This is a genomic window from Pseudalkalibacillus salsuginis, assembly GCF_021646685.1.
GTDB classification, from domain to species: domain Bacteria; phylum Bacillota; class Bacilli; order Bacillales; family Fictibacillaceae; genus Pseudalkalibacillus; species Pseudalkalibacillus salsuginis.
On the sequence record NZ_JAKJHW010000003.1, the window covers coordinates 445,737 to 459,298 of the forward strand.

At 43.1% G+C, this 13,562-nt stretch carries 9 protein-coding genes and 1 pseudogene; 9 read left to right on the plus strand and 1 reads right to left on the minus strand.

The annotated features are described in order from the left end of the window. Nucleotides 1-3: 3 nt before the first annotated feature. From L1611_RS11390 to L1611_RS11430, 9 genes and pseudogenes are all read left to right on the plus strand, one after another. A complete protein-coding gene (locus L1611_RS11390) occupies nucleotides 4-1,254 on the plus strand; it encodes an exo-beta-N-acetylmuramidase NamZ family protein (RefSeq protein WP_236313200.1) in 1,251 nt (416 codons plus the stop codon). Nucleotides 1,255-1,432: 178 nt separating this feature from the next. After that, nucleotides 1,433-2,290 (plus strand): MurR/RpiR family transcriptional regulator, encoded by an 858-nt coding sequence (locus L1611_RS11395; protein ID WP_407681725.1) that lies wholly within the window; start codon nucleotides 1,433-1,435, stop codon nucleotides 2,288-2,290. A 64-nt stretch (nucleotides 2,291-2,354) separates the two neighbouring features. After that, the gene (locus L1611_RS11400) at nucleotides 2,355-3,626 is read left to right on the plus strand and encodes an ABC transporter substrate-binding protein (protein ID WP_236313202.1); all 1,272 of its coding nucleotides are present in this window, start codon (nucleotides 2,355-2,357) and stop codon (nucleotides 3,624-3,626) included. A 95-nt stretch (nucleotides 3,627-3,721) separates the two neighbouring features. Beyond that, nucleotides 3,722-4,612 (plus strand): carbohydrate ABC transporter permease, encoded by an 891-nt coding sequence (locus L1611_RS11405; RefSeq protein ID WP_236313299.1) that lies wholly within the window; start codon nucleotides 3,722-3,724, stop codon nucleotides 4,610-4,612. Between the two features lie 89 nt (nucleotides 4,613-4,701). Then, nucleotides 4,702-5,526 (plus strand): carbohydrate ABC transporter permease, encoded by an 825-nt coding sequence (locus L1611_RS11410; protein WP_236313203.1) that lies wholly within the window; start codon nucleotides 4,702-4,704, stop codon nucleotides 5,524-5,526. A gap of 106 nt (nucleotides 5,527-5,632) precedes the next feature. Beyond that, on the plus strand, nucleotides 5,633-6,529 hold the full coding sequence (gene murQ, locus L1611_RS11415) for an N-acetylmuramic acid 6-phosphate etherase (protein ID WP_236313300.1): 897 nt from the start codon (nucleotides 5,633-5,635) through the stop codon (nucleotides 6,527-6,529). 520 nt (nucleotides 6,530-7,049) lie between these two features. Then, nucleotides 7,050-8,036 carry a nuclease-related domain-containing protein gene (locus L1611_RS11420; RefSeq protein ID WP_236313204.1) on the plus strand — a complete coding sequence of 329 codons (987 nt, stop codon included), beginning with the start codon at nucleotides 7,050-7,052 and terminating at the stop codon, nucleotides 8,034-8,036. A gap of 179 nt (nucleotides 8,037-8,215) precedes the next feature. Then, a pseudogene (locus L1611_RS11425) lies at nucleotides 8,216-11,268 on the plus strand (efflux RND transporter permease subunit). A gap of 176 nt (nucleotides 11,269-11,444) precedes the next feature. Further along, nucleotides 11,445-12,218 carry a CAP domain-containing protein gene (locus L1611_RS11430; RefSeq protein WP_236313205.1) on the plus strand — a complete coding sequence of 258 codons (774 nt, stop codon included), beginning with the start codon at nucleotides 11,445-11,447 and terminating at the stop codon, nucleotides 12,216-12,218. A 166-nt stretch (nucleotides 12,219-12,384) separates the two neighbouring features. Here L1611_RS11430 and L1611_RS11435 read toward each other — a convergent pair whose 3' ends face one another. Beyond that, nucleotides 12,385-13,551, minus strand: coding sequence for a chromate transporter (locus tag L1611_RS11435; RefSeq protein ID WP_236313206.1), 1,167 nt, complete (start codon nucleotides 13,549-13,551; stop codon nucleotides 12,385-12,387). Nucleotides 13,552-13,562: the final 11 nt, after the last annotated feature.

Genomic DNA, 13,562 nt, shown 5'->3' on the forward strand with positions numbered 1-13,562 from the left:
GACGTGAAAAAATGGTTGGTCATGGTGCTTACTGCCGTTCTTGCCCTATCTTCACTCACAGGCGCACTTGCTAATGGTGGCAAAAGTAAAGGGAAGGATAAGTTCAAACTTGGTGTAGAAAGGTTGATGGACGATCAGAAAAACCTGATCGAAGGAAAGAAAGTAGGGCTGATTACGAATCCAACGGGGGTCGATCAGGAGCTTAGCAGTGTCGTAGATTTGCTCCATAATGACCCGGATGTGAATCTTACTGCCCTTTATGGACCTGAGCACGGTGTTCGTGGAAGTGCGCAGGCAGGTGAATATGTCGAGTTTTATATAGACGAAGAAACAGGGCTTCCGGTTTATAGCCTTTATGGGCCTACTAGGAAACCGACGCCAGAGATGCTTGAAAACATTGAGGTGCTTCTGTTTGATATACAGGATGTCGGAACCCGTTTCTACACGTATATCTATACGATGGCTTACGCTATGGAAGCCGCCGCTGAAAATGATATTCCTTTCATCGTATTGGACCGTCCAAATCCAATCAGTGGGACGAAAGTGGAAGGACCAGTTCTTGACACGGATTACAGTTCATTTGTCGGCATGTATCCTATTCCTCTCCGTCATGGTATGACCGTAGGTGAACTGGCCAAATTGTTCAATGAAGAATTCGAAATCGGTGCAGATTTGACCGTCGTTGAGATGGAAGGGTGGAAGCGTAACATGTATTACGATGAAACACCACTCGAATTCGTCCTTCCTTCACCGAACATGCCGACACTGGAAACAGCACTCGTCTATCCGGGGGCAGCCTTGATTGAAGGAACGAATGTGTCGGAAGGAAGAGGGACGACGAAACCGTTCGAATTGGTTGGAGCCCCGTTTATCAACAGTACAGAGCTGGCTGCGGAACTGAATGAGTTAAACCTACGCGGGGTTACCTTCAGGGCAGCGTCATTTACGCCAACCTTCTCTAAACATAGCGGTAAATTAAGTCATGGCGTCCAAATCCATGTCACAGATAAAAAGGCGTTCTCACCTGTAGAAACGGGGCTGCACCTTGTGAAAACGATCCATGATTTGTATCCTGATGACTTCGCATTCCGTGCCGAAAACAGTTCAGGTGTTTCTTTCTTTGATCTGTTGATCGGGAATGGATGGGTCCGGGATGCAATTGAAAATGGCCAATCTGTTGAAGAGATAGAAGCCCAGTGGGAGGATGAACTCGATCAATTCAAAGAAACACGTGAACAATACTTGATCTACTAGAATCCATATTGTGGGACGCCCTCGACTTTTTATCTGTTATGCATTATATCAGCAAGGGATCGACTCCTTTGTTCCGAAAATTCAGTTTAGTAATAATATTTCATAAATTGAGTTGATTTACGGAATATTATTTTTTACACTTAATATCAATAGTAAGGATAGATTAGGAGATATGACTATGTTAAATGGTGGTTTGATCAGGATCCAGGAGTCTATGCCTTCACTCAAGCCTTCAGAACGTAAAGTGGCGGAGTACATCTTGATGAATCCTGCCGAGGTCATCGATCTGTCGGTCCAGAGGCTGGCAAAAAAGACGAAAGTAAGTGAAGCGACGATCATCAGGCTTTCGAGGACACTCAGCTACAAAGGATTTCAGGAGTTGAAGCTTCGGATTGCTGGTGATCTGGCGCAGTTCAATTACAACAATCATTCGTATCAAGAAATACCGACAGATGGTTCGATATCGTCCATCATTACATCGATATCCCATAACAATATTCAATCGATCAACGATACCCTGTCCGTCCTTTCACCAGAACAATTGGAGAAGGCTGTCTCGGTCATAAGTAATGCAAGGAAAATCGCCGTCTTCGGAATCGGAGCTTCAGCAGTCATCGCTCAAGATTTCAAACAAAAACTGACAAGGGTCAATCGGTGGTGTGAGGCAGCTTATGACTTTGATACACAAGGGACGATCAGTGCGAATCTGACAAGAAAAGATGTTGCTTTCGGCATTTCTTATTCGGGGCGGACAAAGGATATCATCGAGTCACTGAAGATTGCCAAGGAAAATGGAGCTGAGACCATTTCACTAACTAAATTCGGAAGTAATCCAGTTGCAGATCTGGCTGATGTCAATCTTTTCACAAGCTCTTTAGAAAAGAGCATCCGGAGCGGGGCGATGAGCTCGCGAATCTCCCAGTTGAATGTGATCGATATTTTGTATATCGGGATAACAAGCCGACATTATGATGAAAGTATTGATGCTCTTGAACGGACAAGAAAAGCCGTGCAGGTGTCAAAAGAAAAAGACTGATATGGGGTGTCCCTCGTCAATGAGGAGATATAAAACATATGAAAAACAGGAGGGGTCCAATGTTATGAAACGGATGTTGAGTTTGTTTCTAGGGGTATTGATGGTCCTGTCGATGGCTCTTGCAGGATGCAGCAGTTCAGGCAATGATACTGAGGATAATGGAGAAGGCAATGGTGAAGTATTGACGATCGGAAGCTGGAGAACTGAGGATAAAGCTGCTTACGATAAAATCATCGAAGCTTTCAATGAAGAGCACCCAGATATCAAAGTCGAGTTCAAGCCTTCAAAGAATACAGAATACGATACGATCCTCAACACCGCCTTACAAAGTGGTGAAGGCCCTGACATCATCCAGCTCCGGCCTTATGCTCCTGGAATGGAGCTTGCGAAGGCGGGTTATCTCGAGCCCCTTGATGATCTGGACGGAATCGATGTATTTACAGAGGAAACACGGTCTGCCGCAACTTCTGAGGATGGAAAAGTCTACGGTGTCCCTCTATCACTGAACTCTGCACAGATGTTCTATAACAAGAAAATGTTCAAGGACCATGGCCTGGAAGAGCCTGAGACGTGGGATGAATTCATCGAGTTGAACGAGAAACTGAAAGAAGAAGGTGTCACCCCAATCGCGCTCGGAACGAAAGAAGGCTGGTTGCTATCGTTGGCACATTCGATTTTCGGTCCCGCGCATTATGGCGCGAATGAATTCGTGGATCAGATTACTTCAGGGGATAAAACATTCAAGGACGCCGAATTCGTTTCTTCCCTTCAAGCAATGGATGAACTGAAACAATACTTCCCAAAAAATTATGAAGGACTCGGAATGGAAGATATCCGTACCCTCTTCTTCACTGGGGAGGCTGCTATGTTCCCATTAGGAAGCTGGGAGATCGAAGTACTCCGTGAAATGAACCCTGACTTAGAAATCGGATTCTTTCCAATGCCGTCTGCTGAAGGAAAGGATCCGACGATGACGACATGGGTGGATGGTTCATATGGGATAAACGCCAATTCGAAAAATAAAGAGGATGCAAAGAAATTTCTTGAATTCATGACGACTGAAAAATTCGCGAAATTGTTTTCGGATGAACTGGCTCGGATTCCAGCAGTACCAGGGGTCACGACAGACGATGAACTCGTCACAGCGATAGCTGAGGCCACCAACGAATATTCAACCTCTTATATGATGCTCGTCCATTTCAATAAAGGGAACCCGACAACGAAGGCGACGCTTGAAACAGAACTCCAAGGGATGTATCTCGGTAAGCAAACACCGGAAGAAGTTGCTGAAAAACTGCAAGGGAATGCGGAAACATACTTTGAACCGTTTCAATAATCATTGATTGTATATAAGGTGGCGAGGAAAAGATGGAGCTAGAAACAAAAACCCATACACCCGTAAAGCAGAAGAACAAGAGGAATTGGAGGAAGATGGCGATCCATCTTTTTCCGATTCCTGCCCTCGTCATATATGTCACGTTCATCATCTATCCGCTTTTTGCCGCTTTTTCTTACAGTCTCTTTGATTGGCAAGGCATCCGAAGAGGGGCTTTCATCGGAATCGAAAACTTCATAGCACTTTTTACGAGAGAACCCTTTAACAGCATGTTCTGGAATGCATTTGAAAACAATATTGTCTACTTCCTGTTGGAAATGGTCGTTCAAAACGGGATTGCATTCATGCTTGCCTATATCATCTATAAAAAAATCAGATTTGCAGAATTTTTCAAGGCGGCTTATTTTTTGCCCCGGTTACTTTCTGTTATTATCGTCGGGTTTTTATGGAAGCTGATTCTCAATCCTAATTTCGGTGCCTTGAATGTTCTTCTCGAAAAGGTGGGGCTCGGAAGCTGGGCGAAGGCATGGCTTGGTGACCCGGATACTGCTTTAATCGCGATCATCCTCGTCAATTCCTGGTTCGGTCTCGGTTTTGCGGTATTGATTTTCCTGGCTGGCTTACAAGGGATTCCCCATGATCTGATAGAAGCAGCGCGTTTGGATGGGGCAAACGGATTCAAGCTGATTTGGAAAATCATCCTCCCCTTGATGATTCCGTCGATCACCATCATGACTGTACTGACCTTCATTCATGCATTTGAGGCTTTTGAACTTATTTACGCCATGCAGGGATCAATGGGGGAACCTTATTATTCTACCGATACATTGGCGGTCTATTTTTACAGGCTCGCATTCGGTTCCGGCGGCGCAAACTCAGCAGCCATCGGTTTAGGGTCAGCCTTGGCAGTCGTCCTGTTCATGATCATTGCAACCATATCAGCGCTTTTCTTATTTGTGTTGCGTAGGCGTGAGGTCCAGCTATAAGGCAGATTTGGGATAACCGTCGAGCTTCGTTGTCAGCTGTGTTCACCCTCAATGTCATTTACCAATTTATTATGTAGGGAGGGAAGAATATGATAAATCATATCACATCCAGGTCCATCTATTATTTAATCGCCTTCATATTTGCTGTCATCAGCATATACCCGATCCTTTTGATGATCTATTCTTCCTTCAAGACCAATGCGGAAATTTTCAAAGATCCATTATCAATCCCTAAATCCTTCAGTCTTGAGCCTTATCAAAAACTTCTGGATCAAATACCGTTCTTCACTTTTTTCTGGAACAGTGTGTTTGTCAGCGCGGTATCAGTCATTTTCATTTTATTATTCGGTTCGCTCGCCGCATTTTACATCGCCAGATATACGTTCTGGTGGAACAACTATTTGTTCTTCTTCTTTTTGATCGGGATGATGATTCCGATCAAATTAGGAATCGTCCCATTGTTCATGCTGATGAAAGATTTGAGTCTCATCAATTCCCTTTGGTCTCTTGTGTTCATCTATACTGCCACTGGGATTCCGTTATCCATCCTGATTTTGACTGGATTTTTCAGGACGATGCCAAAAGAACTCGAAGAAGCAGCTAGAATTGATGGGGCGACGGATATCAAGGTATTCTGGCATGTGCTGCTGCCGATCATGAGACCCGCTTTAGGGACTGTCATGATCATTAATTTCATACAATCCTGGAATGATTTCTTTTTCCCGTTAGTATTCATCACAAATGAAATGAAGAAGACGATTCCAGTGGGTATGCTTTCTTTGTTCGGAGAATATTCGGCGGATTGGGGAGCGCTCTTTGCTGGCTTGACGTTATCTTCATTACCAATGATCGTCTTGTTTTTCATTGCATCGAAACAGTTCATGGAGGGCTTGACGGCCGGGGCGGTCAAATAAAGGTCAGTAGGGGAGAGGGGATTACTTCAGCCGTTTTTCTATCCAGGTGTAGAGACAGAATCCTGGAATGAAAAAATTGGATAGGATGACCAGGAGGGTATTTATGATCAACAAAAACATGGTGACAGAACAACGGAATAAGGAATCAGAAAAGTTGGATACATTCTCAGTCCAACAAATCATCCAGGTCATGAATGGGGAGGATAAAACGGTTGCTTATTCTGTTGAGAAAAGTATACCTCAAATAACAAGAGCGATTGAAGCGATCGTAAAAGTGCTGGAAAGAGGAGGTAGATTATTTTATATCGGGGCTGGTACGAGCGGCCGTCTAGGTATACTCGATGCATCTGAATGCCCGCCTACATTCGGTGTTGATTATGACTTGGTGAACGGGATCATTGCGGGCGGAGACCAGGCGATAAGGACGGCAATCGAAAATGCTGAAGATGACATAGAGGCTGGGGAGAAAGATGTCATGTCTGTTGTTACCGACCAAGATGCCGTAGTCGGAATTACGTCCAGCGGCAGGACACCTTATGTTATCGGGGGAATCAGGAAGGCATCTAAGGTCGGAGCTTTGACCGTAGGTGTATCTTGTAATCCAAGTGCAGATTTGAGCGAGTATGTCCAGTTTCCGATTGAGATCCTTGTCGGTCCTGAAGTGGTGACAGGCTCGACAAGATTGAAGGCTGGAACTGCTCAGAAGATGGTTTTGAATATGATTTCTACAACCGTCATGATCAAGCTTGGAAAAGTGTATGGCAATCTGATGGTGAATGTACAATCGACGAATGAAAAACTGAGGCACCGCGTCGTCCATATCATCCAAGAAGTGACTGGAGTTGACGAAACAACAGCATTGAAATATAGTGATTCCGCTAATGGAGATGCACGTGCGGCAATTTTAATGATCATGTTTCAAATTACGTATGAGAAAGCTAAAGAAACACTGCAAACCCATAAGGAGCATTTTCCAAAAGCGATGGAAAGTTTGAAAAAGTAAGAATGTAAGAAGAAAGGTGATTTTTGTAAACATGTTCACGATTTTGCAAGATGATCGTACAGTCTTGCAAAACAAACCGTCAGTTTCGTATGATAATTCACTGAGATTCCGTGTATATGAGGGAGCCAGCATGGTCTGCCGTATTTACCAAAATGGAAAGTCTCTTGAAAATTCACCAGGGAGAGCGGCTATCTGTCGACGAAAATACTGATCGCGCAGAATGACCTGCAGACGCTAGAGAAATGAAACCTATCGCCAGTAGGCGATAGGTTTTTTCGAAGTGAACAGATTATTCGCGGAAGTGAACAGATTAATCGCAGAAGTGAACAGATTTCACAGAAGTGAACAGATTACTCGTGGAAGTGAACAGATTATTTGCGGAAGTGAACAGATTACTCGTGGAAGTAAACAAAATAATTGGAAAAGTGAACAGTATAAACTAACTTTCACCAATTAGAGAGGAGTTATTTACACTACTATAGAATGAACTAATACTGTATAGATAGAAAGGAGAGATTTTTTGAACAAAAAAATCCAATTTACATCACTTAAGATTGAAAAACTGGAGGCGATATTAAGAAGATTGAACCAAAACCATCCTTTAAGGGCAAAAGCGGAAAGTTGGTTTGATACTAGTAAAGCGGGTGAGAGGGGAGAGCGTTCTTTGGATTTTCATATGGACTTCCTTGTCAACGAAAAGCATCTTCTATTTGAAGGTACCCGCTTATCAAGCGGTAAGTATTACTTTCAAATTGATGCTTTGGTAGTCCATTCAAATTTTATCCTCATTTTAGAAGTGAAAAATTTGGCAGGTACCTTGATTTTTGATACGGATCATAACCAGCTTATCCAACAATTTGAAGACAGAGAAGTCATACATAGAGACCCAATCCAGCAGGTCAACCTACAACATTACAAGTTCAAGCAATGGCTGGAAGAAAATAGACTGTTAAAGGATATCCCCATCTACTCTTATGTTGTCATCGCTAATGATAAAGCCAAGATTATACGCAAAAATAATAATGGATTCCTTGCAAAGGATGTTATCCGTGCTACAAAAATAAGAGAAACTGTAAATAATCTCTTCACTAGACACAAAAATGAAATCCTCTCAAGTAAAGACCTGCAAAAAATAAGAAAATTGCTGATTAAACAGCATACCCCTAGCAACCCCGACCTTTTAAACAAACTTCAAATCAAAAAGGAAGAATTATATACTGGTGTTCAGTGCCCACGATGTTTGAAACTTCCAATAAAAAGAAAGCACGGAAAATGGGTTTGTCCGGACTGTTATTCCACTTCAAAAGATGCTTATCTTACTGCTCTTCGTGATTACTTCCTCCTGATCAATCCTTCTATTACAACCATGGAATTGAAAGATTACTTACATTTAAAATCCAGGACGACATCCCAACGGTTGTTATCTTCTTTAAACCTTAACCATGAAGGAACCACTAAAAATCGGATCTACCACCTCAATTCCCTTTGGCCTAAGAACTATAAATGAATAGTACGTTAAATATATCTGATTTACATTTAAACACCAAATCTCCAATAAGCCCCCAGCCTTCCCATCGACTAAGCCTCTGGCCGTATTGAAATCCCCTTCTTGAGCCAGTTACTGTTTCCGTTTCGTGTCGTTACAATAAACGGTGGAGCTAAATGTAATAAGAAAGGGGAGAGGACATGAATTCGTTAATTCGATTCAGTCTGAAAAACGTTGCAGCAATTTTCATCATTACTTTTTTAATCATTGTCGGAGGTCTTTATGCCATTACCAACCTTCGGATCGAAATGTTCCCGGACATCGAAGATCCGACGTTGACGGTAGAAGCCGTTTATCCAGGAGCATCACCCGACGATGTGAACAAAAATGTCACCACAAAATTGGAGGAAAAGTTCAATTCACTCGATGGCCTGAGGAAGGTGGAAAGTTCATCTTATGAAAGTTTCGCCTTGCTGTCATTGGATTTTCCGCACAAGACAGATCTTGATAAAAAAGAACAGCAAGTGAACAAATTGATTGAGGAAGCGAACCTGGAAGACTCCGTCCAAACGGATGTCAAACGCTTTACGATGGATATGATTCCGATTTATGATATCTCTGTTTTGCAAAAGGTGAAACAGACCTGGATGCTTATCTCGCAAATGAAGTCATTCCTGATATCAAAAAGATTTCAGGTGTCAATGACGTACAAGTTTCTGGGCAAAAGGATCAGCTTGTCCAGATTACAGTTGATCAGGAAAAAGCGATACAAAACGGATTAACGCTTGTAAGTATCAAAAAGCAAATTAATGAAAAATACTTTTCCTATCCTGCTGGTCAGGTAAAGGCCGATGAATTCCAAATCCCAGTACGTGTCGAGCAGGATATTGGAACGATTGAAGCACTTGAAAATATGCAGCTGTCCAATCAACTCGATCAGCAACAAGCCAACGCCAACCCGATTTTGTTAAAAGATATCGCCACAATCGAGGAAGTGACAGATCAGGCTGAGATGACGAGGTATAATCTGAAGGATTCGCTATCTATAATGATTACGAAAAAACAGGACGCGAACACTGTAGAAGTAGCGGATCAAGTGACCGAAGTGTTAAAAGAACATGAAAAGAAAATCGATTATTATGTAGGTTTTGATACTGCCAAAGGCGTAAAAGATTCTGTACACACCCTTGTACGGGAAGGCTTACTGGGTGCATTATTTGCGTCGCTAGCCGTATTACTTTTCTTAAGGAACATCAGGGCGACGATCATCGCCATCATATCGATCCCGTTTTCGTTGCTGTTTTCATCTATCTTCTTATTGCAACTTGGAATATCGTTGAACATGATGACGTTAGGAGGTATGGCTGTAGCAGTCGGAAGGGTTGTCGATGATAGTATTGTCGTCATCGAAAACATCTTCAGGCGTGTTCGAAAATCCCCTGACAAAAAAATAACCGATGAAATCATCACGGATTCGACGAAAGAAATTTTTAAGGCGATCGTCTCGTCGACACTTACGACCATCGTCGTGTTTTTACCGCTAGGATTGGTTGAAGGGGATACAGGAGGATTTTTCTTGCCGTTTGCCCTGGCAATAACATTTGCGCTCATCGCATCGCTTTTGATCTCGATCACGCTTGTGCCCATACTGGCGAAGTATTCGTTTAAAAAAGCACCGAAGGAAGAAAAGGAAGGAATGTTGCAGAGGATATATGGAAGGATGATCGAACATTCCCTTAACCATAAGGTGACCGCAATCCTGGTTTCAATTCTATTTTTGGGCGGGTCATTTGCTCTTGTGCCATCTCTTGGATTTACGTTCATCCCGAATGAAGAACAGAAGATCTTGAATGCGACGATCGAACTGCCGGCAACCACATCAATGGAACGGACGAATGAAGTGTCGCTTCAAATGGAAGAGATGTTCGTCGATAAAAAAGAAATTGAAAATGTGACCGCAGCTGTTGGAAGCAAAGATTTCTTCACAGGGGTGAAAAAGGAAAACAAAGCAACCTACTATTTGACATTGAATGAAAATACTGATGTTACTGAATTCCTTGAAGAGGTTCGCACAGATATGCAAGGGATCATGGATGCTGAAGCGGAAGAAGGTGAATTCAATGTAATGGAATTCACAGCAAGCGGACCGCCAACAAACAATTCTGTGTCGATCGATCTCTATTCCACAGATCTAGATCAATTACAAATGGCAGCGCAAGAAGTTGAGTCCTACATGAACAAGAACGACGACTTGAAAGACATCACCAACAATTTCTCTGAAAAACAAAAGCAATACCTTGTCGAGATCGATTCCGAACAAGCTAGCGAAAAAGGAATTGCAGGCATGCAGATACTAGAAATGATTACAGATCAGACCAGACCAGTCCAGGTTGGGGAATTGAACCTGAATGATGAAAACAAAACAGTTCAATTGACATATGAGGATACCTTGACTGCTGAAGCCCTCGAGAAATTGGAAATATACAGTCCTCAAGGTCCGCTGCAATTGAAAGAGATTGCCGACATTAAGGAAACGGACAGTTACACAGCGATTCAAAAGCTGGACGGAAAAGTTTTTGCACGTGTGACTGGACATGTAATAGGGAACGACATCCAGGCAGTAACGAATGAAGTCGTCAATGGCGTCAAAATGGAGATTGAACTTCCGGAAGGCGTTTCATTTGAAAGCGGTGGCGGAAGTGAAGAGACCACAGGTGAGTTCCAGCAAATGGGGATTGCAATGATAGCAGCAATGGGTCTTGTTTATTTGACGATGCTCATCACATTCGGAAAAGCACGCATTCCACTTATCATTTTATCCTCTTTAGTTTTTGTACCGATCGGTTCATTCACTGCCTTGTATTTAGCGCAAGAACCCTTATCGATCAGTGTCATGATCGGATTCTTGATGTTGATTGGAATCGTCGTAACCAATGCAATTGTTTTGACGGACAGAATAACAAGAAATCGTGATGAAAAAGGCATGCATGTCCGTGAAGCGTTGATCGAAGCTGGAAAAACCCGTCTAAGGCCGATAATGATGACCGCTTTGGCAACGATTGCAGCTTTGACTCCGCTAGCTTTTACAACATCAACCGGCACGTTCATTTCGAAAGGGTTGGCATTGACAGTTATTGGGGGTCTGACTTCATCTACTCTTCTGACATTGATTTTAATCCCAGTGCTATATGAGGTGTTCTTTTTCAGACAAAGTAAAAAAGAACGGACAGAAACGCGCGGGCTTTCAGTTTAAAACTGGATTAATTTCTGAACAATCTTATTTTACACTATAAAAAAGTATAAATACTTTCTAAAAGGAAAATCATTTTTCCGGAATTTTCCCTCTGCACCAAGTGTTACTCAGGGTTAAATGATGCGTATAGGCAAACATTAAGAAGGCATAAAACCTTCATTAAAGGAGATAGATGCATGAAAAAACGTATCCTAACCCTGAGTCTGACAGCATTTCTTTCAGCTGGTATGCTAGCTGGATGTAACATGGCCGATACAGGCCGAGAAAACGAAGAAGGTATGCAATACAATACAGTAAGGTATGATCGTACAAATGACAGGGCGGGAGTCCGTCAAAATAATCGATTCACACCGATTTGGGGGAACGATCGAGGTTTCCAATACTATACACCAAATGCTCAAGGTCCTTATGGTCAGCAATACGGTGGCGGATTCCAAAGTGCTCGACCAGGTACTCAGCAACCAGGTGCCCAGCAACCAGGTACTCAGCAACCAGGTACACAGCAGCCTGGTGATACTGCTCAACAACCTGGCGATACAGGCCAACAGACTGGTGCTGGCCGAATTAGTGCAGAAGAAAGGAAAGTCATTGAATTGACCAATCAAGAAAGGGCGAAGAATGGTCTACCCGCATTAAAAGGCGATAGGGAACTTGCCCAAGTCGCTCAGAAAAAGTCTAATGATATGACCAACAAAGGCTATTTTTCCCACAACTCACCGACCTATGGATCACCTTTCCAGATGATGCAACAAAATGGAGTCGATTATCAAGCTGCAGCTGAAAACATTGCAGCAGGGCAACAATCACCTGAAGAAGTTGTCCGACAATGGATGAACAGTCCTAGTCACCGACAAAACATTATGGATCCCAAGCTGACAAACATCGGAGTGGGACATACAGAAGGCGGACAACAGGGTGAGTATTGGACTCAAATGTTCACCCAAGAATAAAGTTGTAGTGTCAAGTATCTCTTAAAGGAGTGCTTGGCACTTTTTTACTTTTCAGAGCAGAAAAGTTTACGAACGAAGTATAAGTGCACTAGCCTTCGCCAAGGCTTGACTTTGCCAAGTTTTCTTTATATTCAAAAAGGCTGACCATTTGCGTCAACCCTCCAATCTACATATATCCTAATAGTATACCGCCTAATGCGCCTGTGATTACCACTACCCAAGGAGGGAGTTTGTAGTAAACAAGCATGCTGAACAAAACAGCTGCAAAGGCAAAATCGATTGATGAGGTTACTGAACTCGTCCAGATCGGTTGATAAAAGGCAGCAATCAGAATCCCCACCACTGCAGCATTAACACCGAGCAATGCACCTTTCATTTTCCGATTTTTCCTTAGGCTATCCCAGAATGGAAGTGCTCCGAAAATCAACAGGAATGCTGGCAGGAAGATTGCGACAGTGGCAAGTAAACCGCCTTTCCAACCATTGATCACAGCTCCTAAATAGGCTGCGAAAGTAAAGAGTGGACCAGGAACTGCCTGGGCTGCACCATAACCCGCAAGGAATTCTTGTTCACTTAACCATCCAGTCGGTACGAATTCGCGTTCCAATAACGGCAAAACGACATGCCCGCCTCCAAACACGAGAGCACCTGACCGATAAAAACTGTCAAACATCGCAATCCAATGAGCTCCGGTGATTTCCCTTAAAAATGGAAGCAGCGCTAAGAGTCCAAAGAAGAGGGTGATACATATAGTCCCAAATCGTTTTGATAGCGGCAGTCCAAAATGTTCGGTGTCCTCTTCTGCTTTTTTATTGAATAAGAACAAACCGATGACAGCAGCAACTATAATAATGCCGACTTGCGTAAAGGCGGTTTGCCAAATGAGTGTGATGATGACTGCAAACAAGGCAAGGGTTTTTCGGCTGATATCAGGTGTAAGTTTCGATGCCATTCCGATAATCGCATGAGCAACTACTGCAACAGCCACTAACTTCAATCCATGAATCCACCCTGCGTCTGCCATATCCAGTTCTTTTAAAAGGAGTGCGAACAAAATCAGGGCAATGACAGAAGGCATGGTGAATCCTAAAAATGCAATAAATCCACCTAGAGAGCCTCCACGGGCGACACCGATTCCGATCCCGACCTGGCTGCTGGCAGGGCCAGGAAGGAATTGACACAAGGCAACAAGGTCAGCATAAGTGCGTTCGTCAATCCATTTTCGCCTGCGTACATATTCTTCGTGAAAATAGCCTAAGTGCGCGATAGGGCCGCCGAATGAGGAAATACCTAATCGCAAAGATATGAGGAAAATCTCTAATGATGTTTTCATATTTCTGGCTC